Consider the following 22,865-nt stretch of genomic DNA (forward strand, 5'->3'; position numbering starts at 1 on the left):
ACACGTGCGCCGACAGCAACGCACGCCTTCGGCGAATGCGCTGCTGAGCCGGGGGCCGTGAATTTCGAGAGAAGTTCGCAGCACTGGATTCCGGCCCAGCGCAGCAGCGTTTCACGCTGCAGCGCGTCCGGGACACGAGATGGCGACTAGCTCGAGAACGTGCCGCTACGATCGCTGAAGAGATCGAGCGGCTGCGGCGGCCGCACGTCCGGCGTCGCCGACGCCACCGAGGTGAGCGAGGCGTTGTCGCCCCATAGTTTCTGCACCGTGGTCGAGACCGGCTGCGTGGCATCGCCGGGCTGATAGATCGAACGAAACACCGGCGTGCCCGCCGCATTGTCCGCGAGCGTCGCCGGCGAGGTTACACTGACGGGCGTCGCGGCGCGTGTGTTCGGGAAGGTCTGAAGATAGACGGCATTGTCGATCACCGGCGCCGTCGGCTGCACGCCGATCGCACTCGCGACCTCGGTGGTCGACGGCGTGTCGCCGTACATCGCCATCGCGCTGCGCGTCACTTTCGAATTGGCGGCACCGGCGTAGCGTGCGTCGAGCACCGAATAGACTTCGGAGACGCTGCGGGCGCGGCCGTCCTTGGCGTAGAAGATCGAGCGATTGGCGGATGCCGCATTGGGAAACAGCCGCGCACCGACCGCCTGTGGATTGTCCTCGGCATTGGCGATCAGTCTGGCCGCACCGCCGACACCCATGAAATGCGCCATATAGAGCTCGCTGTCGGACGGCCTGCGGCCGAGCAGGCCGGTGAGCTTGAAGCTGTTCGACTGCGTCAGCGCCGCCGCCATGGTGGATGCGGCTTCGGGGTCGTCGCGCAGCTTCATGATCGACCGCTTCATCACGGGATCATCGACGGTATAGGTGCCGGCCGAGGTTCTGGTGATGGCGTCGGCGTAGCTGCCATAGCCGAGCTGGGTGCCGGCTTCCTTCACCGTGCCAAGCCAGGTCTGGTCGATGAACTGGTAGAGTCCATGCGCGGACGAGGTGGTGGCCCCCGCCGTTGGATCGAAATCCGATTCCATCTTGGCGGTGGTCAACATGTACTGGAAGCTGACGCCGGAGATATTCGAGGCCTGCTTGATCGCACCGGCGACACGCGCGCGCGACGGATCGAGTCCGACCGTCTGCGTGGCACTGGAATTGTCGATCGACATGATGAAGTGCCCGCCCCGCGCGGCATTGAGCGACGCCGGCAATTCGGCGCCCGTCGTCTCACCGTGGGACAGGCATGGTTAATGCGGGGTTAATTGGCTTTCCCCGCCCGCCCCGAGTCATTCCGGGGCGCACCGTAGGTGCGAGCCCGGAATCCATCCAGCCGCCCGTGATGCCGTGCGATGGATTCCGGGCTCGCGCTGCGCGCGCCCCGGAATGACGGTGGTTACTTCCTATAGACGTCGCTGGGATCGAACAGCCGATCCGCATTGGCGAAGACCAGCTTCGCTCCCCCACCCTCCGCCTCGACCTTGCGATAGAAGCAGGACCGGCGCCCGGTATGGCAGGCCGCGCCGACCTGCTCGACCCGGATCCAGACCGCGTCCTGGTCGCAATCGGTGCGCATCTCGACCACGCGCTGGGTCTGACCTGAGGTCTCACCTTTTCGCCACAAGGCATTGCGCGAGCGGCTGAAGTACCAGGCATCGCCGGTCGCGATCGTCTTGCGCAGCGCCTCCTCGTTCATGTGCGCAACCATGAGCACGTCGCCGGTGGCGACGTCGGTCGCGACGCAGGTCACGAGGCCGCTGGCATCGAACCTGGGCAAGAAGGCGAGACCTTCTTCGATCTCATGGGAGTGAGCGGACACGGGACCCTCGCGAGTTTGCTTGCGAGGTCAGCGCGTCGTGCCTCGCACCAGGGACAGGAAACGGGCCTGCTCCGCCGGATTGTCGCGGAACATGCCGGTGAAGCGGCTGGTGAAGGTGGAGGCGCCATGCTTGGCGACGCCACGCACCGACATGCAGGTATGCTCGGCCTCGATCAGCACCGCGACGCCGCGCGGTTTGAGGATCTCGTCGATGGCAGCTGCGATCTGCGCCGTCAGGTGCTCCTGGGTCTGGAGCCGGCGGGCAAAGATGTCGGTCAGGCGCGCAAGCTTGGACAGGCCGACGACACGTTCCACCGGCGTATAGGCGATGTGCGCCTTGCCGTAGAACGGCATCATGTGGTGCTCGCACTGCGAGGTGAATTCGATGTCGCGCACCAGGACGAAATCGTCATAGCCGGCGGTCTCGCCAAAGGTGCGGTCGAGCACCTCGGCCGGGCACTGGTGATAGCCCTGATAGAGTTCGTCGAAAGCTTCGACGACACGGCGCGGCGTGTCGAGCAGGCCCTCGCGCTCGGTGTTCTCGCCGATATAGGCGAGCAATGTCTTCACCGCGGCTTCCGCCTCGGCACGTGCCGGGCGCGGCTGGTCAGCGCGAACGGCGGCAGCGAGGAATTCTGCAGGATCAAGCTCGGCCGGGCGGCTCTCGGGCTGCCGGTCGGCGGGCTTGTTGGGGCGGATGGATTTGATTGCAGCGTCCATATCGACTCCGTTCGACGGCCTTGCGGCCGGAGTGTCACCGGCAGACGGGGCGGCCAAGCCGCCGGACGCCTGAACAGAACAAGTTTCGGCGGAAAGTCCTGAGGCGATAACGCCGGCAGCGCATATCTGGATCACCGCCACCGCACCGCTGGACTGTTTTTCCACCAGTTCCGTCTCTATATAGGACCGTGGGCGGCGCCCGCCAAGGCCGATCCGGCCCGGAAGTGGCTGTGGACGTGTTGGACTCCATCACATGCTGAACGACATCTACAACAAGCGGATCATCGAACTGGCCGGGAATATTCCGCGCCTCGGGCGGCTGTCGGACCCCGACGCCTCCGCCACTGCCCACTCCAAACTGTGCGGATCGACCGTGAAGGTCGACCTCAAGATGAATGGCGATACCGTCACCGACTTCGCGCATGATGTGAAGGCGTGTGCCTTGGGCCAAGCCTCTTCATCCATCATGGCAAGTCACGTGATCGGCTCGACTGCGAGCGAACTCCGTGAGTTACGCGAAACCGTTCGCAAGATGCTGAAGGAGAACGGTGCGCCTCCCGCAGGCAAATGGGAAGAAATCAAGTTCCTCGAGCCGGTCCGCGACTACAAGGCGCGCCATGCCTCAACGCTTCTGACCTTCGACGCCGTGGTCGATGCCATCGGCCAGATCGAAGCCAAGGCCAAGCAGCCGGCCGCTGCACAGGGCTGATCCCAAGCCGATGTCATTCCGGACCGCCCAAAGGCGAGCCCGGAAATCATGCGCTACAACATCTGGATTCAGGGTTCGTCGCTTCGCGACGCCTCGGAATGACCGTGCGCGAAGCTTACTTCTGCGTCGCCGCAGCTGGCGTGGCCACGCCACCCGTCGGCACCAAGGCTTCCGCGGTCTTGGTCGATTTGGCAGGCTGCGCCTGCTCCGGTTCCGAGCCGAACCTGGCCTGCGTCTTCGGTGCCAGCTCCGCCATTGCCGGCGCTGAAAGATCCACATGGGGGAGCACATCAGCCACGAGATCGGTCGTGACCAGATTGGTGAGCTTGAGCTCGCCGGCGTCGAGCTCGTGCAGGTCTTCCCAGGGCGGAACACTGAGCGCAAGCGACAGCAGGTCGCCGGCGCCGCCCATGTCGAACGTGTACTTGGCGAGTCGGCCGATGTCGCGCTCCACGATCATGAGATCCTGCGCGCTGTAGCTCGCCGCCTTGGCATCGTCAGCCCGGTCGCCCATCCAGATCTGGTGGACCCGGACATGGGCGGCTTCCGGCACGTAGCGCTTCTTGCCGGCGAGCAGCAGGAACACGCACATGGATTCGCAATAGGCCTCCGGCGCGACCGCCGGGCGGGTCGACGGCCCGCCGCGGAGGCTGACGCCGACCGTGGTCAAAAGCCCGAGATTGCGAAAGCGCCGGCCGAGCGTGATCGCGTCATTGACGGACCCGCCGCTCGAATCAAGCACGACGGTCGCGCCGCCGAGCTGACGTCCGCGCGAAAACTCTTCGAATTCCCTTGGCGTGTCGGCGGTGATGATGCCGACCGCGCTGACCCAGCCGCGGCAGTTCGGCTCGCAGGCGACCCAGCTGAACTTCATCGGCAGCTTGCGCTCTTCGAGGGTGTTGCCTGCCCGGGCCGACGACCCGAAAGTCGCGATGGCGCCAGCCAGCGCGACGCCACAGACGGCGGTTCCTACCAGCAACCAGCCGCGAAGATTGAGCGACGTCAGACGTTTCAAACTGGTCCCTTCCCCAAGCCCCAAGGCGAATTCAGGCAAGCCCCGTTTTGCGCGTTCAATGAGTCTACACATGAACGTCATAAAAATGGTATCCGTGGGAATACAGTTCGTCCATAGATACTTGCTGCACTGCTCCCAAAAAGCATGCAAAATATGACGCGTAAACAACAGCTTACGGTTCCCTGCGCCGGAACCGGGCAACACCTCGCTTAACGTTGTAGCAAGGCGCACATGAAGCATTCAGCCTGCGAGCATTGTTCCAGCTCCGTCGACGGTGCGCTCCGGCTGCCCCGCAGATTCGGGCGTGCGCTGATCTGGCTCTATCGGCATACGCTGTCGCCCCTGGTCGGTTACAACTGCCGGCACTTGCCGACATGCTCCGTCTACGGCGACGAGGCCATCGAACGGTTCGGGCTCTGGGCCGGCGGCTGGATGACCCTCGCGCGCCTGCTCCGCTGCAATCCCTTCGGCACGTCCGGCATCGACAACGTACCCCTCACCGCACCGCAAGGCGCACGCTGGTATCTACCCTGGCGCTACGGCCGCTGGCGCGGGGTCAATGCGCCCTGATGGAGGCTGCAGTGCTGGTGCATCGCCGCCCTGACTGGAACCGGCACTTTCCGCTCGCGTTGTTTCGATGCTCCCACGGGAGGAAACAACAATGCGCTGGAAAATCAGCCCTCATTTTCACTTTCGGCCTGGTCCGAATTTCGGTCACAGAGGACACGATCCCAGAACCATCGACCTGCTCGCCGTCATCGCGCTGCTCGCGCTCGTCCTGGGCTCAGGCTGGTATCTGGCGAGGAGCTTTGCGCCACAGCCAAGCACGACGACGTTCATCGTGCCGAGCCAGAGCGTGCATTGGTAGCTCAGAGATCCAGCACCAGCCGCTCGGCGTCCGAGCCCGCCACGCAAACCATGAGATAGCGTTCGCGTTCATACGGCGACAGGATGCGATCGCGGTGAACCGGCTTGCCTTCGATCCATCCGACCTTGCAGGCGCCGCAGATGCCGCCGCAGCAGGAGGTCGCGATGTCGATGCCTCCCTCCTGCAATGCGGCCAGCATGGTCTGGCCGGCCCGCACCTCGATCTCGGCGCCCGAGCGCGCCAGTGACAGTGTGAACGGCTTGGCGTCGGGATCGATGACCGGTGGCGGTGCGATGAACCGCTCGATGTGGACGCTCGCAGCGGGCCACGCTGCGGTCACCCGCTCGAAATCGTGGGTCATGCTTTCCGGGCCGCAGCAGGCGACCATCGTCTCGGATCCGCCCTCTCCGACGAGCGCTGCGAGGTCGGGACGCCCGGTCCGGGACGTCCGATGCACGATGATGCGCCCCTCTTCGACCAGCGCGCCGAGATGCGTGGCGAGCGGCACCTCCTCACGCACGATCAGATGCAGCGTGAAGTCGGCTTGCTTCGTTCGTTCGAGATGCCGCGCCATGGACAGGAACGGCGTCACGCCGATACCGCCAGCCAGGAACACGTAGCGCGCGATGCGAGCTTCGGGCTCAAGTCCGCCGCGTGGCAACGACACGCCGATGACATCGCCGATGCCGATTTCGTCGTGCAGCGCCCGCGAACCGCCGCGTCCATCCGCTTCGCGCTTCACCGCGATGACATAGCGCGTGTTGTCCGCGGGCTCGTTGCACAGCGAATAGGTGCGGACCAGCCCGTTCGGCAGATGCAGATCAATATGCGCGCCGGGTTTGAACGGCGGCAGTTCCCACCGGTCGGGATCGGCGAGCATGAACAGTTTGATGCCTGCCCCCGCCTCCTCGATGCCGGTGACGACCGTCTTGACCGTCGTGATCGGTCGCGCGCTCATGCCGCATTCCGCACGGTATCGCCGACCCTGACGATGCCGCCTTGCAGGATCTTGCAGTTGAGGCCGGAACGATTGATCAGGGGATCGAAGATCGCCTTGCCGGTGATCTCCTCGATATGCCGGCACGGCACCGACAGCCGCGTCGCTTCCAGCAGGGTCTCGCCCAGCCAGAAGCGGCGGCCGACGAGATGATTCAGCGGCACGCCCTCCACCGTGACGTTACGCCGATGCTCTTCCGGGCCGAGCTCGATCCCGGCGTCGCGCTTCAGCGCAACCAGCGTCTCGAGTTCGAACAGGGTCACCTGCCGGCCCTCTTCCGGCTTGTGCGAGTAAAACCCCTCTTCCTTGCCGATCATGTAGCGGTCGCCCTCGATTCCTTTCCCGGCGACGAGGGTGATGGTCTCGGCTGCGCGCATCGGCAGGAACGCGCGCGGCGTGAGATGGAGGAAGCGCACCACGCCGGTCCACCCGAGCTGTGCTGCGTCCTGCGCCGCACCGGCGCTGATCGTATCAAGCATGACAAATCCTTTTGAGAAGTCGTGGCGCCGCCGGCAGCGGCGCCGCGGGATCAGGTCAGTTCCTTGTTCGCCATCTCCGGCGCGAACGTGGTCGCGATCGCGGTGATGGCGGCGCAGGCGACGAGGAGCAGCGAGACCGGCCAGGTTGCGCCGCCGCTCCAAGCCATCAGAGAGGCCGCAATCAGCGGCGTCAACCCGCCGCTCAGGGCCGCACCGACCTGGAACCCGAGCGACGCACCGCTGTAACGCAGCCGCGCGGTAAACAGTTCGGAGTACCAGGGCGCGCCGATACCGAACATGACCATCTGACCGAAGGTGATCGCGACCACGATGGTGCAGACAACGATCGTCGGATCGCGGGTGTCGAGCAGCCAGAACAGCGGGAAGGCGAACAGCGCCGAGAACAGGCAGCTCGCATAGAACATCGTCTTGCGGCCGACCAGGTCGGACAGCCAGCCGAACAGCGGGATAGCGAGCAGCGCGACCAGCGATGCGGCGAACGCCCCGTTTAGCACCACCGCGCGCGGCAGGCCGAGATTGGCGGTGGCATAGGACATCACGAACACGCCGCCGATGCTGGCATAGGCGATCTCGGAGATCTTCAGACCGACCGCGGTGAAGAACGGCCGGCGGTGGTGCCTGAAGATCTCGAGCAGCGGCAGGCTTGCGACTTCCTTCTTGGCCTGGACCTGACGGAAGGCGGCGGTCTCCTCCATGTTGAGGCGGATGTAGAGACCGACGCCGACCAGGAGGATCGAGATCAGGAAGGGGATGCGCCAGCCGTAAGTCATGAAGTCGCTCTCCGGCAGGCTCGCCACCAGCGCGAACATGCCGATCGCGGCGAGATTGCCGATGGGGTTGCCGACCTGCACCATGCTGCCGAGCAGACCGCGGCGATGCGTCGGGCAGTTCTCGACCACCATCAGCACGGCGCCGCCCCATTCGCCGCCGAGGCCGATACCCTGGAGAAAGCGCAATCCGATCAGCAGCACCGGCGCGGCAATGCCGATCTGCTGGTAGGTCGGAAGCAGGCCGATCAGGAAGGTGCCGATGCCCATCACCATGATCGTGATCGCGAGCATCGCCTTGCGGCCGACCCGGTCGCCGTAATGGCCAAAGATCGCGGCACCGAGCGGGCGCGCCAGAAATCCGACGGCGTAGGTGCCGAAGGCCGCGATGGTGGCGAGCGCGGGATTGCCTGCGGCGAAGAAGACCTTGTTGAACACCAGCGCGGTCGCCGTGCCATAGATGAGGAAGTCGTACCATTCGACCGCGGTGCCGATCACGCTCGACCACACGATCCGTCGCAAGCTCGCCGCCTCGTCCGGCGCTACGTTCAGGGTTACGTCGTCTGCTACGGTCATCGATCTCTCCAAAAGGTACCGGCGCCTGGGAAAAGCAGTTGGCTCGGTCGCGATGCTCATCGGCAGCCGCGACGGTAAAATCGATCATGTTTACTATTGGAAATCAACGCCGCGGAACGCGGCAAATGCCGACGATCGCGGCAATACGGTCGAATTGCACGAAAATTCGGCTATTTTCCGCGTTGTACCAGTTCACCTGCTCATAATATCCGCGCCCTTGCCCGAAATTTCTGCTCAGAAGTTTTCCAATGGAATACGCTTGCGGGCGACCGGCGCGGGGCCTTGCCGTCCGCCGGGCTGGCAGTCCGGCGGCTTCTGTTGCAAAACAGGCCTGAGCAGTTCGGGAGATTCACGCGTGCTTGACGTCAGCAAAGCCACGGCGGTCGGGGCCAACATCCGCCAGGCGCGGATTGCCAAGGGCCTGACGCTGGACCAGCTTGCGAAACAGAGCGACCTCACCCGCGGCTACATCTCGCTGGTCGAGCGCAACCTCAAGATCCCCTCCCTCGCAGCTCTGCTGCGGATGGCCGCCGCGCTCGAGGTCAATGTCGCGAACTTCTTCGACCCGAACGCCGAGCCGGCACCGCGCTACACGCTGTTCCGCCGCCAGGACGGCAATGTGCCGCTGTTCCAGGACACGTTCGGCGTAGTCCCGCTGGCGACCGGTCGCACCCGCAAGATGATGGAACCTTTCCTGCTGAGTCCGCCGCACAAGTCGGCGACGCGCGCCTCGCATGCGGGCGAGGAGCTGCTGTTCGTCATCAACGGCAGGATCGCGATCAAGCTCGATGGCGAAGAGCTCGTCCTCGGCAGGGGAGATTGCCTGTATTTTTCAGGCGAGACGCCGCACGAGGTCAGGAGCCTCGGCCGGCAGAAGGCCGAAGTGCTGGTCGTCGTGGCCCAGACGTCTTGACGCCCAGCCTCGGCAATAGCCTAGCGGAACCAGAAGAAACGTCCCTGTGACGGCGGAATCGACTCCGGCGGCCGCAACCGCTTCGGGCGCGGCGGCCTTGGCGGCGGCCCGGTAGCCGAGGTGGTCTCCGCAGTCGGCGCAGTCTCGCTGCCCAGCACCTTCACCGACAGCAGTAAATTCGATTCGCGCATCCGCCAGCGATAGCCGACGCCGAAATCGATCGGCTGGGCGCGCGTGAACAGTTCGGCATAGCGCTCCTGATAACGGCCGGGGAATTCGTCGATGGGACCGAGATAGCGGCCAAATGGGAAGAACCGCCATTGCCGTGCGTTGTAGTTCGCGAGCGGAATGCCGGAATCGTCCTGGATGATGGTGGCACTATTGGCAAGCAGCCAGTCGCGCACGACGGAGAAATTGCCGGAGTGCAACAGATAGGACGCACTCTTGAGCAGGCTGTTGCCGGGCCCGAGCGTCTCGCAGAACTTCAGGAAGCCTGCGGCGCGCGCGCCGGAATTGGATAGATCGGTCGAGAAATAATACAGCGTGCGCGCTTCCCCGTCGCTGCCGGCGAAGGTGATGCGGACGCCGCGCGTCGCGTTTCGTCCCGGATTGTCGTCGCCGACATGCACCCCGCCCTTGTCGTCGAGCGCGATCATCTCGACGTTGCGGATGGTCTTGCCGGAGCGCGCGAGGAAGACATAGAGGATCGGCAAGGTGCCGTTGACCTGGTTGGCGCGCAGGTCGACCTTCATCTGCTTGGTGATGAAGAAGGAGAAGCTCAGGATCGAACCGAGCGAACGCTCGACATTGTAGAGCGCGGCGGCGACCGAACCACGCGGCAGCCGCGTCAGGTCGGGCACGGCGCCGACCGGCTCCAGCGCGCCGAGCACATACGTGCTGGCCTTGGAATAGAAGGCATCGGCGTAGAGGAAATCCGGGCCACTGAACATGTAGAACATGGTCGGCCGTGGCGCGGCGAGATTGGCGTCGGCCCAGCTGCGGATCTTGGAGAGCTGCCGCTGTTCGAGCTGGGCGAAGGCGCCGTCGAAGAACTTTGCATGGCGCTGCCAGCCCGGATCCCTGGTGAGCGGCACCAGCGGCGAGTCCGCCGAGGGCTGCATGCCCGCAAGGAAGCGCGCGGTGTCGTCGAAGCTGGCGTCGGCAGCATGCGCGGACGAGACGACCGCAGCCAGCAGGGCGAAAGCGATGGCCGCAATTCTCATGGATCGAAACATCTCTATTCGCGGTGTGACGAGTTGCCGGCGGCAGCCGGCCGCCTGCGGAACGCAGCATAGATCAACAGGCCCGCGAGCATGACGAGCATCCCCGAGAGCGACTGCACCGGCCGCTCGGTCAAGAGGTAGTACATCATGAACGCGGTCACGAGCAGGAAAACGAGCGGTGTGAACGGGTATCCCCAGGTGCGATAGGGCCGCGGCAGGTCGGGATCTGTGATGCGCAGCTTGATGACGCCGGCGACCGTGAAGAACGAGCAGAACAGCAGCGCGAACTGGATGAAGTCGAGCACCGCCTCGAAGCTGCGCGTGAACAACAGCAGGTTGGCGATGGCGAGCTGGAACAGGACGGCATAGGCCGGCGCGCCGCTCGCCGATCGCTTCGAAAACACGCGCAGGGCTGGAATGTCCTCCCCCATCGTCATCATCACGCGCGGTCCGATCCACATCATCGCGCTGATCGAGGAGATCAGGCCGACGCAAATCATGGCGCCGACGATCCGGCCGCCGAGGCTGCCGAAGATGGCACTGCCGGCGACGCTGGCGACGTCGAGCTGGCCGGCGAGCGCACTCACCGGCGTGGAATAGAGAAAGACCGCGTTCAGCGCGACGTACAGCACGAGCACGATCAGCGTACCCGCAAGCAGTGCGCGCGGCAGGCTCTGCTGCGGCGTGTTCATCTCGCCGATGATGTAGGTCGCGGCATTCCAGCCCGAGAAGGAATACATCACGAAGACGAGGCCGATCGCGAACGGCGCGCTGACGATGTGGGCGAGATCGCCCGGCTGCGGCGTGAAGGCGATCGGCTGCTGCGCGCCGACGACGAAGCCGGCGACCAGGAAGGCGACGATCAGGACGACCTTGAGGATGGTCGAGATCAGCTGGAAGGTCGAGGAGTGCCGGACTCCGGTCAGTTGCACCAGCGAGACGAGCCACACCACGCCGATGGCAAGCGGAATCGGCGGCAGATCCGGGACAACCGATTTGGCGTATTCGCCGAACGCCATCGCCGCGAGCGCAACCGGCGCCGCGAAGCCGACCGTGGCCGACACCCAGCCGGCGAGAAAGCCGAAGGCCGGATGATAGGCGCGGCCGAGGAAATTGTACTCACCGCTCGAGCGCGGAAACATCGCGCCCAACTCGCTGTACGCGAACACCCCGCACAAGGCGACGATGCCGCCGACGGTCCAGAGCAGCAGGATCGAGAAGCCGGATGGGATGTCCTTGACCTGGAAGCCGAGGCTGGTGAAGACGCCGACCCCGATCATGTCGGCCACGACGATGGCGGTTGCGACCGGAACGGAGACCCCGGCCCCGCTCCCGGTCAGCCGGCCCATCCAGGCTGCGGTTCCCGCATGTGATGCCGTCATCGCGGTCCTTAACCTCAGGCGTCTCGCCTCGCAGGTCATCGTGCAGTTCGCCCCAGTCAATTCAAGCAGGGTTAACAAGGGTTAAATGAGGCAACGGCAGCGGGTACCAAAACACCGACTAACCACGCTTTTGGACAATGACGCCTGGATTACCCCGAAATTTCCCGTTCGCGCTCCCCACAATCAGGACACGATTGCATGGTCCTTTTGAGCGTTCCGGATGTGGGGAAGTTGCTCCGGACGTTTAACGTCGCCTAAACGCCAGTCGGCTCAATTGTCTTAAAGCATGCCGACGGACTTGATGTCGTGACTTGGGGTCATCGGTGGATGTTCGGGGCCGTTCCGACACTGACAGCTGACTTTCGTGCCGATCGGACGACGTCCGGCGCGCGCAGTCGCGCGCGACGCGTCGGCCTGATCTCGGCCTTGGTGCCGCTGTCGCTGACGCTGGTTCAATGCGGCAAGGCGCCCGATCCGGCGGCGCTGGCAACGAGTTCGCAGGCGAATGTCCAGGTCGTCGCCAAAAACAATTCGCAAGCCTCCAACCCACGCGTGGCAAGCGGCGACACGTTCGAGGACCGCTTTCCCGCCCCGCAGTTCAGGGAGCGCTTTCCCTCGGCGAGCGAAAGCTTCCTGCAGCGGCAGATGTCGGACTTCTCGCCCAGGCGCGCCGTTCAGCAACAGCCGCCGGAGCAAGCGCCTTACAAGGTGGCGTCGCTGGAGCCGCAGGTCCCCTACAAGCGTCCGCCGCGCGACGACCTGACGACACTCGTCAGCATGAAGTCGTCGGCCTTCCCTTACTTCGGCAACAACCCCGCCTCCGACGCACCCTTCCTCAACATTTCCAAGGGCGACCGCCGCGGCCACCGCAGCTATTCCGGTCGCGTGTTCTGGCAGGATGAGACCTACAGCGACAGCCGGGTGTTGGTGCACGTGCCCGAGCATTTCGACGTGCACAAGCCCGGTGTGATCGTGGTGTTCTTCCACGGCAATGGCGCGACGCTCGAGCGCGACGTACGCGACCGCCAACTGGTGCCCAAGCAGATCAGTGATTCCGGCGCCAATGCCGTGCTCCTTGCACCGCAAATGGCCGTCGATGCCGCCGATTCCAGCGCCGGCAAGTTCTGGCAACCGGGCGGGTTCAAGCGCTTCATGGCGGAATCGGCCGACCATCTCGCCCGCCTCAGCGGCGATCCCGAAAGTGCGCGCGCCTTCGCCAACATGCCGATCGTGATCGTCGGCTATAGCGGTGGCTTCCTGCCGACGGCTTGGAGCCTGGAGGTCGGCGGCATCAGCGACCGCGTCCGCGGCGTGGTGCTGCTCGACGCCATCTACGGCGAACTCGACAAGTTCGCCTCCTGGATCGAGAGCCACCGCTCCGGCTTCTTCGTCAGCTCCTACACCCGCTACACGGCGCGGCGCGACCGTGAGCTGATGAGCATGCTGCGGCAGAAGGGCATCAGCGTCGCGGAGGACATGGAGGGTCCGCTCCGTCCCGGCAGCGTGGTGTTCGTGGAGACCGGCGACGGCATCACCCATCGCGATTACGTGACCCGCGCCTGGACGCGGGATCCGCTCAAGGACGTGCTGGTGAAGATGTCGGCAACGCCGTCGCTCGCGCTCACGCGCGTCGCCTCGACCAATCCATCCGCATCGAGCCGCTAGGCCCAATTGCTCAGGTCGATCAGCGACTGAGCCCTGACCTGGCGAATATCAGTGCGAATATCAGTTCTTGGGCAGCTTCGGAATGCTCTCGGCAAAGCCGTTGAAGCAGGTCAGCCGCTCGTCCTCTTCCTTGAAGAAACGGCAGTCGGCGTAGCCCTTGGCCTTCGCCGGCTTCGGCTTCGGCGCCGGCGGGATCACGGCGTCGTAGCAGTTGAGGCGATCCTTGGTGCCGTCGTCGATCTCGAGGCAGGCCTGGAGCCGGACGGCGATCGACTGCGGCTTGCCCTTCGCCGCGGCGGGATTGGCCGCTGCCTCTTTGGTTCCCTTCGGCTTGACCTGCACCAGCGGCTTGTCTCCCACCATCGGGGGCTTGTCGGCTTGCGCAAATGCGGAGGTTGAATAGAGCACCGCGGCAACCGCCAGAATCATCCTCATCTCAGTCAACTCTCTTTGGTCCCCATGACCGGCCTTCTAGCGCCCTCACGCGAGGTTTGCCAAGCACCTTGCGACAGGAAAGACGGCCTTCGGGCGGTCGTGGCAGCCCCCGGCCGTGGCCGGGTCAGCACCAACAGGATCAGCGCCAGCACGACGAACCCGACCGCGACGAAGCCGAGCGTGTGCAGGAGCCCGCGGGCAAACAGCAGCCCACCGACAGCGGAGCCGATCGCCTGGCCGATATAGAGGACCGAGGTATTGAGCGCGACGGTCGCCGATGCCAGCGGCGGCGCGGCCGCGACCAGCCGCACCTGCTGCATCGAATTGGTCGACGCGAATCCAAGGCCCCAGGTCGCGACCGCGCCCGCCATCAGGACGAGCGAGCCGGCGCCGAGCGCCCAGCCGCTCATCCCGGCAAGCACCAGGCAGGTGAACAGCAACGAGGTGCGATAGGGCCCCGAGGTGTCGACGATGCGGGTCGCGATGACAACGCCAAGAAAGCCGCAGATGCCGTAAAGCGCGAACACCATGCCGATCGCATCGGGACCGGCGCCGGTGAGCCTGTTGAGCAGCGGGCCCATGTAGGTGAACACCACGAACTGCCCCGACATCTGCAACATCGTGATCGCAAGCAGCAGCAGGATCGTCCTGCTCCGGCCGACCGCGGCCCATGTCTTCAGATCCACCGGAGCGCCCTTCAGGCCCGCCGGCAGACGCAGCAGCAACAGCAGGAAGCTGATGCAGCCGAGCGCGCCGATCCCGCCATAGGCCGCGCGCCAGCCATAGCGGCTGGCGATGAAGGTGATCAGCGGCAGGCCGACGGCGGCCGCCAACGACCAGCCTAGGAAAATGTATGCAATGGTGCTGCCGCGCCGTTCGGCCGGCACGATCAGCGCTGCCGTGCCGGCAGCCTGCGGCGTGTAGAGCGCGCCGACCGCGAGCATCACGAGGCGAATGACGAGGAGGCTGGCGTAGTCGGGCGCAAAGGCCGAAGCGAGATTGCCGAAGGCGAGCACCGCAAGCGTCGTTGCGAGCAGCGTCCGCCGCTCCATGCGGCTGGTGAGCCAGGCCGTCAGCGGCGAGCCGATGCACAGCGTGACCGCGCCGAACGTGATCAGGAGCCCGGCCGCATGGATGCTGACCTGAAGTCCCGTCGCCAATTCCGGCAGCATGCCTGCCGGCGCCAGCACCGAGCAGCCGGTGACGAGATTGCCGAGCATCAGGGCGGTTGGCGCGAAACGGCCGGCGGCGGGAGCTTTTTCCATGCAAGTGCATGTAGAGCAGGCCTACGGCCAGTTGAAGGGCGCTGCTCGAGATAGTTGGTGCAAAGTCGCGGGTTTTGCGCGTCACTTTCTTGGAAATGCCGGATTGCACGGGCCGAATCGCCTGATATATCGCTCGTTCCCGCTTACCTGCGCTCGTTCGCAGGAGTGAGCCTCAGGAGAAAAGCATGACCGACCAGCCCAAATCCGAGTCCGGCTTCCAGTATAGCCTGTCCAATCTGAAGCCCGTGACCCCTGCCGCCAAAGTCACCCTCACCTTCCCCGACGGCGCCCAGCGCCAGTTCGACAAGGGCATCACCGGCCTCGATATCGCCAAGGGCATCTCGCCGTCGCTGGCCAAGCGCACGGTTGCGATGGCGCTCGACGGTGCGCTCGCCGATCTCAACGACCCGATCGAAGATGACGCCAAGATCGAACTCGTCAATCGCGACGATCCGCGCGCGATCGAATTGATCCGCCACGACTGCGCACACGTGCTCGCGGAAGCCGTGCAGACGCTGTGGCCGGGCACCCAGGTCACCATCGGTCCCGTGATCGAGAACGGCTTCTACTACGACTTCTTCCGCAACGAGCCGTTCACGCCGGAAGACTTTGCCGCAATCGAGAAGAAGATGCGCGAGATCATCGCGCGCGACAAACCGTTCACGAAAGAGGTCTGGGATCGCGAGAAGACCAAGCAGGTGTTCCGCGACAAGGGCGAGGCCTTCAAGGTCGAGCTGGTCGACGCCATTCCCGGCACCGAACCGATCAAGATCTACTACCAGGGCGACTGGTTCGATCTGTGCCGCGGTCCGCACATGACCTCGACCGGCAAGGTCGGCAATGCCTTCAAGCTGATGAAGGTGGCCGGCGCCTATTGGCGCGGCGACAGCAACAACCCGATGCTGACCCGCATCTACGGCACGGCCTTCGCCAAGCAGGAGGACCTTGACGCCTACCTCAAGCAGATCGAGGAAGCCGAGAAGCGCGACCATCGCAAGCTCGGGCGCGAGCTCGACCTCTTCCACTTCCAGGAGGAAGGTCCGGGCGTCGTGTTCTGGCACCCGAAAGGCTGGACCATCTTCCAGCAGCTGATCGCCTACATGCGCCGACGCCTGACCGGCGACTACAACGAGGTCAACGCGCCGCAGATCCTCGACAAGGTGCTGTGGGAGACCTCGGGCCATTGGGGCTGGTATCGCGAGAACATGTTCGCGGCGCAGTCGGCCGGCGACGAGGCGGAGGACAAGCGCTGGTTCGCGCTGAAGCCGATGAACTGCCCGGGCCATGTGCAGATCTTCAAGCACGGCCTGAAGAGCTACCGCGACCTGCCGCTGCGCCTCGCCGAGTTCGGCGTGGTGCATCGCTACGAGCCCTCCGGCGCCATGCACGGCCTGATGCGCGTGCGCGGCTTCACCCAGGACGACGCGCACATCTTCTGCACCGAGGACCAGCTCGCCGAGGAGTGCCTGAAGATCAACGATCTGATCCTGTCGACCTATGCCGATTTCGGCTTCACCGGCGATCTCACCGTGAAGCTGTCGACCCGGCCGGAAAAGCGCGTCGGCACGGACGAGATGTGGGATCACGCCGAGCGCGTGATGGCCACCGTGCTGCGCGAGATCCAGTCGCAGAACAATCACATCAAGACCGAGATCAACCCGGGCGAAGGCGCCTTCTACGGGCCGAAGTTCGAATACGTTCTGCGCGATGCCATCGGGCGCGACTGGCAGTGCGGCACCACGCAGGTCGACTTCAACCTGCCGGAGCGGTTCGGCGCGTTCTACATCGACCATGACGGCGGCAAGAAGCCGCCCGTGATGGTGCACCGCGCGATCTGCGGCTCGATGGAGCGCTACATCGGCATCCTGATCGAGCACTATGCCGGCAACTTCCCGCTCTGGCTCTCGCCGGTGCAGGCGGTGGTCACGACCATCACTTCGGAAGGCGACGAATACGCCAAGGTGGTACTGGAGCAGGCGCGCCGCGCGGGCTTGCGGGTCGAGATCGACCTGCGCAACGAAAAGATCAACTACAAGGTCCGCGAACACTCGCTGGCCAAGATCCCGGCCCTGCTCGTGGTCGGCAAGAAGGAAGCCGAGACGCATTCGGTCTCGGTTCGCCGGCTCGGCAGCGACGGCCAGAAGGTGATGACCACGGCCGAGGCGATCGCTGCGCTGGTCGACGAGGCCACCCCGCCGGATGTCCGGCGGGCGCGCGGCAGCGTCTGACGGCGCTCAAGCGGCTCTATCTTGCCCAACTTTGATGAGGGACTCGGCAGGAATGCCGAGCCCCACATGCAGGCGTCGGATCATGCTGAGCGTCAATTCGCGCCGCCGGTTAAGCACTTCGTGGACCCGGTTGCGGCTGCCAATGAAAGGAATCAGGTCCCTCGGCTGCAGGCCGCTCTGTTCCATATGATACTTGATGGCTTCGACCGGGTCTGGAAGGTCCAGCCGATAATGCTTCCGTTCCCACGCCTCCACGAGCGTCACAAGCACATCCAGCCGATCGCCCTCAGGCGAGTTCCGGCGCGCCCTCATCAACGTCTCGATCTCCTTGAGCACGCGACGATAGTCCCGGTTAGACTTGATTGGCGCGATTTCCATCATCGACCTCTTAAATGGTTTGCGCATCGATTGCGTCGTACTGCCGATGTGTTCCAACAAAACGGACATAGACCACGCGGTATGGATAGTTGATCCAGACTACGACGCGATATTTGTTGCCGGCGACGTTGAAGACGACACGGCCATCCCTGAGGATACTGGCGGTTCGGATATCTCGCTTCACGTCCGCGGGCTTCGCCCAATCGGCCTGCTTTACCTGCCGAAACCAGGCCATCAGGGGTTCGCGGGCATCGGAGACCTCGCCCGCTCGATCGAGAAAAGCCTTGATCGTGCTGAGCGCGATGATCCTCATTCATGTCATCTTAGCATAGTCCCAACCTGGGACCACAACTTTCTGGCCGGAGCGCCAGCAGACCTCATAATCACTCTAAATCCCTTCCATTCGTCCTCTGGCGGGCCTATCTCCTGGCGAGAACAGCAAGCCACAAGGACCTGCCCGTGCCCGACGCCATCGAACTCCTGAAGACACGCCGCTCGGTCAAGCCGCGCGAGATGACCGGCCCCGGCCCCTCGCCGGCCGAGCTCGAGACGATCCTGACCATCGGTGCGCGCGTGCCCGATCATGGCAAGCTCGCGCCCTGGCGCTTCATCATCTTCGAAGGCGATGCCCGCCAGCGCGCCGGCGAGGTGATCGCGAGGGTCTTTGCCCGGAAGAATCCCGGCGCGCCGGCGGCCGACGTCGAGATCGAGCGCAAGCGCCTCACCGACGCGCCATTGGTGATCGGCATCGTCAGCTTCACCAAGCCGCATCCGAAGGTGCCGGCGTTCGAGCAGGAATTGTCGGCGGGCGCCAGCGCCATGAACATCGTCACGGCCGCCACCGCGCTCGGCTACGGCGCCTGCTGGCTGACCGGATGGTTCTCGTTCGACCGCGACGTGCTGGACGGGCTCGGCCTCAAGCCGGACGAAAAGCTCGCCGGCTTCATCCATATCGGCACGCCGACCAAGCCGAGCGAAGACCGTCCGCGACCGTTCCTTTCGGAAATCGTGACGCGCTTTTAATCGATGTTTTGTTGACGACTCGAACGTTGCGCGGCTTAGATCCCGGCGGGGGAGGAAGCCCGGATGCGACGGCGTGAATTTCTTGTCGGGGCCGCGATGCTCGCCGGTGCGATGGCGCGAAGCCGTGCTGCCGATATTCCCGCTCCCTCATCCGAGGGGCTCGATCGCATCACGGCGTTTTTCGACAACGAGGTGACAAGCGGCCGACTGCCGGGCGCGGTGGTCCTGATTAAGCAGCACGGCAAGCCGGTCTATCTGAAGACCTTCGGCGTGCGCGACACCAGGACCGGCCTCGCCATGACGCCGGATACGATCTTTGCCATCCATTCCATGACCAAGCCGATCACCTGCCTTGGCGCGATGATGCTGATCGACGAGGGCAAGCTCGCGCTCACCGATCCCGTATCCAAATACGTTCCCCTCTTTGCCAAGACCAAGGTGGGCGTCCAGACCACCGATTCGCACGGCGAGCTCGAACTTGACTTCGTGGCGCCGGTCCGTCCCGTCAACATCGAGGATCTGCTGCGGCACACCTCGGGTATCAGCTACGACTATATCGGAGCCGAATGGGTCGAGCATGCCTACAAGGCGGCCGACATCTTCGAAGGTCCTTTCAACAACAGGGAGTTCGCCGACCGGATCGCCAGGCTGCCGCTGGCGCGTCAGCCTGGAACGCTGTGGCGCTACGGCCATTCCACCGACGTGCTCGGCAGCATCATCGAGATCGTCTCGGGCCAGACGCTGTATCAATTCCTGAAACAGCGCATCTTCGACCTGCTCGGCATGAACAGCACCAAATTCGTGCTCGCGACCGAGGACGAGCTTGCGCGGATGGCGCGGCCGCTGCCGAACGACTTCATCCTGCTTGCCGGCGAACGCGATCGCCTCGCCCATCCCGAATGGCAATCCGGCGGCGGCGGCCTGCTCTCGACCATCACCGACTATCAACGCTTCTCGCAGATGCTGCTCAACGGCGGCGAGTTCGCGGGCAGGCGCTATCTCAGCCCGTCCGCGTTCGAGGCCATGACGACCGATCACATCGGACCGGGCTCCGGCGTCGCACGCGACTATTTCTATTTCCCCGGCGACGGCTTCGGCTATGGCTACGGCCTTGCGGTGCGGACCGATCCCGGCAATGCGAAACCGCCGCCGCCGGGCTCGCTCGGCGAACTGAAATGGGACTCCGGCAGCGGCACCTATTTCGGCGTCGATCCCAAGCTCGACATGGTCTACCTCATGATGCAACAGACCCAGAACGAGCGCAGCCGCATCACACCGGCGTTCAAGGCGCTGGTTTACGACTGCTACCCGCCCCCACTACGCCGCCCGTGAGGTGCGCTCACCGAAATCGGCAAGGAGCTTTCCGATCTCGGCCGCGGGCCGCGCGGCACTGAACAGGAATCCCTGCACCTCGTTGCATCCTTCGGCGCGCAGCCAGTCGAGCTGATCTTCAGTCTCCACGCCCTCCGCAGTCGTGGTGATGTTGAGGCTGCGGCCGAGCCCGGAGATCGCGCGCACGATCGCGCCGCAGTCGGGCCGCTGCGCCAGATCCTTGACGAAGGAGCGGTCGATCTTGATCTTGTCGAATGGAAAGCTGCGGAGATAGCTCAGGCTGGAATAGCCGGTGCCGAAATCATCCATGGAAATGCCGACGCCGAGCTCGCGCAACTGATGCAGGGTCGCGAGATTGGCCTCGGTCTCGGCGAGAAAGATCGACTCGGTGATTTCGAGCTCGAGCCGCTTCGGCGACAGGCCGGACTGCGCCAAGGCCGAAATCACCACCTGAACCAGGTTGCGGCTGCGGAATTGCGCCGGCGACAGATTGACCGCGACCTTGACGTCGGCAGGCCATTTGACGGCCTCGGCGCAGGCCTCGCGCAATACCCACTCGCCGAGCTGGATGATGAGGCCGATGTCCTCGGCAACAGGGATGAACTCCGCCGGCGAGATCATGCCTTTGTCGGGGTGATGCCAGCGCAATAGCGACTCGAAGCCGGAGATGCGGTCGGAAGCGATCGACACCAGCGGCTGATAGTGCAGCTCGAACTCGCCATTGGCGAACGCACGACGCAGGTCGAGCTCCATGTCACGGCGCCTCTGCGCCTGGAGGTCCATCTCGCGCTCGAAAAAGCGGTGCACGCCACCGCCATCGGACTTCGCCCGGTACAACGCCATGTCGGCATTGCGCATCAGCTCTTCCGGCGTCGTCCCGTCGCCCGGCGACAGCGCGATGCCGATGCTGGCGCCGATCACCATCTCCTGCCCCTCGAGATCATAAGGTGCCTTCACCATGTCGATCAGCAAGGACGCGCAGGCGCTGGCCTCGTTCGGCGAGACGTCGGCGGCCAAAATGACGGCGAACTCGTCACCGCCGAGCCGCGCCGCGAGATTGGCGCCGCGGACCGCGGTAGTCAGGCGCCCGGCGACCTGCTTCAGCAGGCAATCGCCCACCGGATGACCGAAGGAATCGTTGATGTTCTTGAACAGGTCGAGATCCATGTAGAGCACGCCGACCCGTTTTCCATCGGCCTGGCCCAGCGCCTGCTTCAGGCGCTCCTGGAAGAACTCGCGGTTCGGCAGGTCGGTGAGCCCGTCATGGTGCGCCATATGGGCGATGCGGGCCTCGGCCTTGCGCCGTTCTGTGATGTCGACCACCGCCACCAGATAGCCGTCGCGATCGTCGAAGGCGACGCGGCGGCCGAAGGTGAGCACCTCGATCTCGCTGCCGTCGGCGCGCAGATGCCGCCAGTTGCGCGAGGAGTGATAGGCGTCGCCGAGGCGCTCCAGCGCTTCGGCGTGGCTGTCCCACTCGTCCTCCGGCCAGATCTCGTGCAGCTTCATGCGCAGGAAGGTGGCGCGGCTGTAGCCGTAGTGCTGAACAGCGGCGTCGTTGACGCTGAGGAACGCCTTGGTCTGCGCGTCGAACACCCACATCGGCATCGGGTTGTTGTCGAACAGCAGGCGGAACGAGGCGTCGCGCCGCTTCAGCGCGGTAACATCGGAGATCGTCAGCGAAACCACGTCGGCGAAGGCGATCGCGCTGAGCCTGAGGTAGCGTCCCTCGCTCTCGATCTCGAGCTGATCGCCGCGGCCGCTCAGAACGGCCTTGAACAGGAATTCCATCACCTCGGGCGAAGCCAGCAGCGTGCCGCCCTCGCCGATCCGTCGCCACAACAGGCTTCCGCTCGCAACCTTCAGCAGTGCGCCCGCGCTCTTGTTGTGATGCACGACCTGAAGATCGAACGGCTTGCCACCCGCATCGCGCAGCATCACGAGGGAGACCACCGCATCGTCGGTCGAGGAAAAGATCGCGTCGAGGAGATTGTATTGCGCGCCGCGCTCGTTGACATAGGCGCCGACCAGCGTCGCGCCCCAGCGCGAGGACGTCGGCAACGCCAGCACGTCGTAGGTCCTGACCATGCCGTCGCGCACGCAATGCGCTCTTCCCCGGTGCGGCCGTCCGGTCGCAAGCGCGCTCGCCGCGGCTTCCGACAGCGCCGTGGCGCAATCGGGCGACAGCGCGGCGACGGGAATGTCCCAGGCTTCCTCGCCGAGCCATTTCTGCACGTAGCGTCCGCTGCGCGACAGTTCGAGCGCGCCGTCGTTCTTCAGCAGCGCGATGTGGTCGGAGAGCCGTCCGAGGCTGCCGAGCATCACGTCCTCATAGCGCGGCAGCCGCTCGCCCGGCTTCAATGCCGCATGCCATTTGCGCTGAAGCACCGGGATGTCGTCAAACATTTCGGTGGCCGGCTTTCCCGACACCCTCTTCGCGGCATTCATGGCAGTCCCCAACGCACTTTGCCGGCGCATCCAATGCAGACGCGCTTAACGACGTGTAAAAAGCGCGCAGGCGCGGGTTCCATTCGGCGATTATGACAGTTTTAAGTCAGGCGTTGGTTAGTGGGCGTTAGAGACTATGACAGTTGTGCAAAGGCGATGCGCTCGTGTCCCGGACGCGGCGCAATGCCGCAACGCGCTGTTACATGGGCCCCGGCTCTGCAGCGCACCGCTTCGCGCTGCGCTGGGTCCGGGGCACGAGAGCGGAGTGTTCGCGCGCAACTGCATCAGCAGCGTCATTGCGAGCGAAGCGAAACAATCCAGAATCCATCCGCGGAAAGACTCTGGATTGCTTCGCTGCGCTCGCAATGACGGAGTACGTGGGTGGCAGCGCTGCCCTCCAATTCGCCGTTCAATTGCAGACACACGGGCGCATCCTCGCGGCTCATCTCGCCCGAGCTTTGCTTGTCGCCTCACCCTCAAATGAAAGAGGGCGCAGGGAAGGCCGGGAGCCGGTTGGCTCCCATCGACCGCCATGCCGGACGCAAACTGCGTGCGCTTCGATGCATAGCGGGTAACAGGGCAACCGGAGACATCCCGGCCTTCCCTGC

Annotated in this window: 22 protein-coding genes; 8 read left to right on the forward strand and 14 right to left on the reverse strand. The window is 64.5% G+C overall.

Annotation, left to right across the window (positions count from 1 at the left end; all coding sequences use genetic code 11):
- Positions 1-146: 146 nt before the first annotated feature.
- The 3 genes from H1B27_RS23195 to folE form a co-directional block, all read right to left on the reverse strand.
- Positions 147-1,208 carry a lytic transglycosylase domain-containing protein gene (locus H1B27_RS23195; RefSeq protein ID WP_197967641.1) on the reverse strand — a complete coding sequence of 354 codons (1,062 nt, stop codon included), beginning with the start codon at positions 1,206-1,208 and terminating at the stop codon, positions 147-149.
- Between the two features lie 182 nt (positions 1,209-1,390).
- Positions 1,391-1,813, reverse strand: coding sequence for a phosphoribosyl-AMP cyclohydrolase (gene hisI, locus H1B27_RS23200; RefSeq protein WP_197967642.1), 423 nt, complete (start codon positions 1,811-1,813; stop codon positions 1,391-1,393).
- A gap of 27 nt (positions 1,814-1,840) precedes the next feature.
- A complete protein-coding gene (gene folE / locus H1B27_RS23205; protein ID WP_197967643.1) occupies positions 1,841-2,533 on the reverse strand; it encodes a GTP cyclohydrolase I FolE in 693 nt (230 codons plus the stop codon).
- A gap of 253 nt (positions 2,534-2,786) precedes the next feature.
- On the opposite strand from folE, the gene H1B27_RS23210 reads away from it, so the two are divergent.
- Positions 2,787-3,242 carry an iron-sulfur cluster assembly scaffold protein gene (locus H1B27_RS23210; protein ID WP_197967644.1) on the forward strand — a complete coding sequence of 152 codons (456 nt, stop codon included), beginning with the start codon at positions 2,787-2,789 and terminating at the stop codon, positions 3,240-3,242.
- A gap of 115 nt (positions 3,243-3,357) precedes the next feature.
- Here the strand turns inward: H1B27_RS23210 and H1B27_RS23215 are convergent, their stop codons facing one another.
- Positions 3,358-4,257, reverse strand: coding sequence for a COG3904 family protein (locus H1B27_RS23215; protein ID WP_197967729.1), 900 nt, complete (start codon positions 4,255-4,257; stop codon positions 3,358-3,360).
- Positions 4,258-4,488: 231 nt separating this feature from the next.
- Here H1B27_RS23215 and yidD point away from each other — a divergent pair, with 231 nt between their 5' ends.
- Positions 4,489-4,827 carry a membrane protein insertion efficiency factor YidD gene (yidD, locus tag H1B27_RS23220; RefSeq protein WP_061880573.1) on the forward strand — a complete coding sequence of 113 codons (339 nt, stop codon included), beginning with the start codon at positions 4,489-4,491 and terminating at the stop codon, positions 4,825-4,827.
- A gap of 91 nt (positions 4,828-4,918) precedes the next feature.
- Positions 4,919-5,125 carry a hypothetical protein gene (locus H1B27_RS23225; RefSeq protein ID WP_131871142.1) on the forward strand — a complete coding sequence of 69 codons (207 nt, stop codon included), beginning with the start codon at positions 4,919-4,921 and terminating at the stop codon, positions 5,123-5,125.
- A gap of 1 nt (position 5,126) precedes the next feature.
- Here the strand turns inward: H1B27_RS23225 and H1B27_RS23230 are convergent, their stop codons facing one another.
- From H1B27_RS23230 to H1B27_RS23240, 3 genes are read right to left on the reverse strand one after another with little or no spacing between them, the layout of a single operon-like run.
- Positions 5,127-6,083, reverse strand: coding sequence for a PDR/VanB family oxidoreductase (locus tag H1B27_RS23230; protein ID WP_197967645.1), 957 nt, complete (start codon positions 6,081-6,083; stop codon positions 5,127-5,129).
- Entirely contained in the window at positions 6,080-6,601 is a 522-nt protein-coding gene (locus H1B27_RS23235) for an MOSC domain-containing protein (RefSeq protein ID WP_197967646.1), read from the reverse strand. The genes H1B27_RS23230 and H1B27_RS23235 overlap by 4 nt, the downstream gene beginning before the upstream one ends.
- Positions 6,602-6,651: 50 nt before the next feature.
- On the reverse strand, positions 6,652-7,965 hold the full coding sequence (locus tag H1B27_RS23240; RefSeq protein WP_131871145.1) for an MFS transporter: 1,314 nt from the start codon (positions 7,963-7,965) through the stop codon (positions 6,652-6,654).
- A 52-nt stretch (positions 7,966-8,017) separates the two neighbouring features.
- Here H1B27_RS23240 and H1B27_RS23245 point away from each other — a divergent pair, with 52 nt between their 5' ends.
- On the forward strand, positions 8,018-8,878 hold the full coding sequence (locus H1B27_RS23245; protein WP_246515624.1) for a helix-turn-helix domain-containing protein: 861 nt from the start codon (positions 8,018-8,020) through the stop codon (positions 8,876-8,878).
- A gap of 20 nt (positions 8,879-8,898) precedes the next feature.
- On the opposite strand, the gene H1B27_RS23250 is transcribed toward H1B27_RS23245, so the two are convergent.
- Both H1B27_RS23250 and H1B27_RS23255 read right to left on the reverse strand, forming a co-directional pair.
- Positions 8,899-10,113, reverse strand: coding sequence for a hypothetical protein (locus H1B27_RS23250; protein ID WP_197967647.1), 1,215 nt, complete (start codon positions 10,111-10,113; stop codon positions 8,899-8,901).
- Between the two features lie 2 nt (positions 10,114-10,115).
- Positions 10,116-11,483 (reverse strand): APC family permease, encoded by a 1,368-nt coding sequence (locus H1B27_RS23255; protein ID WP_061880567.1) that lies wholly within the window; start codon positions 11,481-11,483, stop codon positions 10,116-10,118.
- 327 nt (positions 11,484-11,810) lie between these two features.
- On the opposite strand from H1B27_RS23255, the gene H1B27_RS23260 reads away from it, so the two are divergent.
- Positions 11,811-13,148 carry an alpha/beta hydrolase family protein gene (locus H1B27_RS23260; RefSeq protein WP_061880566.1) on the forward strand — a complete coding sequence of 446 codons (1,338 nt, stop codon included), beginning with the start codon at positions 11,811-11,813 and terminating at the stop codon, positions 13,146-13,148.
- A 60-nt stretch (positions 13,149-13,208) separates the two neighbouring features.
- Here the strand turns inward: H1B27_RS23260 and H1B27_RS23265 are convergent, their stop codons facing one another.
- Both H1B27_RS23265 and H1B27_RS23270 read right to left on the reverse strand, forming a co-directional pair.
- Positions 13,209-13,583, reverse strand: coding sequence for a hypothetical protein (locus H1B27_RS23265; protein WP_131871150.1), 375 nt, complete (start codon positions 13,581-13,583; stop codon positions 13,209-13,211).
- A 5-nt stretch (positions 13,584-13,588) separates the two neighbouring features.
- Positions 13,589-14,848 (reverse strand): MFS transporter, encoded by a 1,260-nt coding sequence (locus H1B27_RS23270; RefSeq protein ID WP_246515626.1) that lies wholly within the window; start codon positions 14,846-14,848, stop codon positions 13,589-13,591.
- A gap of 185 nt (positions 14,849-15,033) precedes the next feature.
- On the opposite strand from H1B27_RS23270, the gene thrS reads away from it, so the two are divergent.
- Positions 15,034-17,076: a threonine--tRNA ligase gene (thrS, locus tag H1B27_RS23275; RefSeq protein WP_197967648.1), complete on the forward strand. Its 2,043-nt coding sequence runs from the start codon at positions 15,034-15,036 to the stop codon at positions 17,074-17,076.
- 6 nt (positions 17,077-17,082) lie between these two features.
- Here the strand turns inward: thrS and H1B27_RS23280 are convergent, their stop codons facing one another.
- On the reverse strand, positions 17,083-17,454 hold the full coding sequence (locus tag H1B27_RS23280; protein ID WP_197967730.1) for a helix-turn-helix domain-containing protein: 372 nt from the start codon (positions 17,452-17,454) through the stop codon (positions 17,083-17,085).
- A gap of 10 nt (positions 17,455-17,464) precedes the next feature.
- A complete protein-coding gene (locus H1B27_RS23285; protein WP_061880562.1) occupies positions 17,465-17,767 on the reverse strand; it encodes a type II toxin-antitoxin system HigB family toxin in 303 nt (100 codons plus the stop codon).
- A gap of 146 nt (positions 17,768-17,913) precedes the next feature.
- On the opposite strand from H1B27_RS23285, the gene H1B27_RS23290 reads away from it, so the two are divergent.
- Positions 17,914-18,477, forward strand: coding sequence for a nitroreductase family protein (locus H1B27_RS23290; RefSeq protein WP_197967649.1), 564 nt, complete (start codon positions 17,914-17,916; stop codon positions 18,475-18,477).
- A gap of 63 nt (positions 18,478-18,540) precedes the next feature.
- Entirely contained in the window at positions 18,541-19,809 is a 1,269-nt protein-coding gene (locus tag H1B27_RS23295; RefSeq protein WP_061880560.1) for a serine hydrolase domain-containing protein, read from the forward strand.
- Here the strand turns inward: H1B27_RS23295 and H1B27_RS23300 are convergent.
- Positions 19,795-22,257 (reverse strand): putative bifunctional diguanylate cyclase/phosphodiesterase, encoded by a 2,463-nt coding sequence (locus H1B27_RS23300; protein WP_061880559.1) that lies wholly within the window; start codon positions 22,255-22,257, stop codon positions 19,795-19,797. The two genes, H1B27_RS23295 and H1B27_RS23300, sit on opposite strands and share 15 nt — an antisense overlap.
- Positions 22,258-22,865: the final 608 nt, after the last annotated feature.

Source organism: Bradyrhizobium diversitatis (genome assembly GCF_016031635.1).
Classification (GTDB): domain Bacteria; phylum Pseudomonadota; class Alphaproteobacteria; order Rhizobiales; family Xanthobacteraceae; genus Bradyrhizobium; species Bradyrhizobium diversitatis.

Excerpts from the sequence above, each read along its gene's own strand:
- folE (WP_197967643.1), bottom strand. The coding sequence starts at position 2,533 with ATGGACGCTGCAATCAAATCCATCCGCCCCAACAAGCCCGCCGACCGG.
- H1B27_RS23210 (WP_197967644.1), top strand. The coding sequence starts at position 2,787 with ATGCTGAACGACATCTACAACAAGCGGATCATCGAACTGGCCGGGAAT.
- yidD (WP_061880573.1), top strand. The coding sequence starts at position 4,489 with ATGAAGCATTCAGCCTGCGAGCATTGTTCCAGCTCCGTCGACGGTGCG.
- H1B27_RS23225 (WP_131871142.1), top strand. The coding sequence starts at position 4,919 with ATGCGCTGGAAAATCAGCCCTCATTTTCACTTTCGGCCTGGTCCGAAT.
- H1B27_RS23230 (WP_197967645.1), bottom strand. The coding sequence starts at position 6,083 with ATGAGCGCGCGACCGATCACGACGGTCAAGACGGTCGTCACCGGCATC.
- H1B27_RS23235 (WP_197967646.1), bottom strand. The coding sequence starts at position 6,601 with ATGCTTGATACGATCAGCGCCGGTGCGGCGCAGGACGCAGCACAGCTC.
- H1B27_RS23240 (WP_131871145.1), bottom strand. The coding sequence starts at position 7,965 with ATGACCGTAGCAGACGACGTAACCCTGAACGTAGCGCCGGACGAGGCG.
- H1B27_RS23245 (WP_246515624.1), top strand. The coding sequence starts at position 8,018 with ATGCTCATCGGCAGCCGCGACGGTAAAATCGATCATGTTTACTATTGG.
- H1B27_RS23250 (WP_197967647.1), bottom strand. The coding sequence starts at position 10,113 with ATGTTTCGATCCATGAGAATTGCGGCCATCGCTTTCGCCCTGCTGGCT.
- H1B27_RS23255 (WP_061880567.1), bottom strand. The coding sequence starts at position 11,483 with ATGACGGCATCACATGCGGGAACCGCAGCCTGGATGGGCCGGCTGACC.
- H1B27_RS23260 (WP_061880566.1), top strand. The coding sequence starts at position 11,811 with ATGTTCGGGGCCGTTCCGACACTGACAGCTGACTTTCGTGCCGATCGG.
- H1B27_RS23265 (WP_131871150.1), bottom strand. The coding sequence starts at position 13,583 with ATGAGGATGATTCTGGCGGTTGCCGCGGTGCTCTATTCAACCTCCGCA.
- H1B27_RS23270 (WP_246515626.1), bottom strand. The coding sequence starts at position 14,848 with ATGGAAAAAGCTCCCGCCGCCGGCCGTTTCGCGCCAACCGCCCTGATG.
- thrS (WP_197967648.1), top strand. The coding sequence starts at position 15,034 with ATGACCGACCAGCCCAAATCCGAGTCCGGCTTCCAGTATAGCCTGTCC.
- H1B27_RS23280 (WP_197967730.1), bottom strand. The coding sequence starts at position 17,454 with ATGGAAATCGCGCCAATCAAGTCTAACCGGGACTATCGTCGCGTGCTC.
- H1B27_RS23285 (WP_061880562.1), bottom strand. The coding sequence starts at position 17,767 with ATGAGGATCATCGCGCTCAGCACGATCAAGGCTTTTCTCGATCGAGCG.
- H1B27_RS23295 (WP_061880560.1), top strand. The coding sequence starts at position 18,541 with ATGCGACGGCGTGAATTTCTTGTCGGGGCCGCGATGCTCGCCGGTGCG.
- H1B27_RS23300 (WP_061880559.1), bottom strand. The coding sequence starts at position 22,257 with ATGAATGCCGCGAAGAGGGTGTCGGGAAAGCCGGCCACCGAAATGTTT.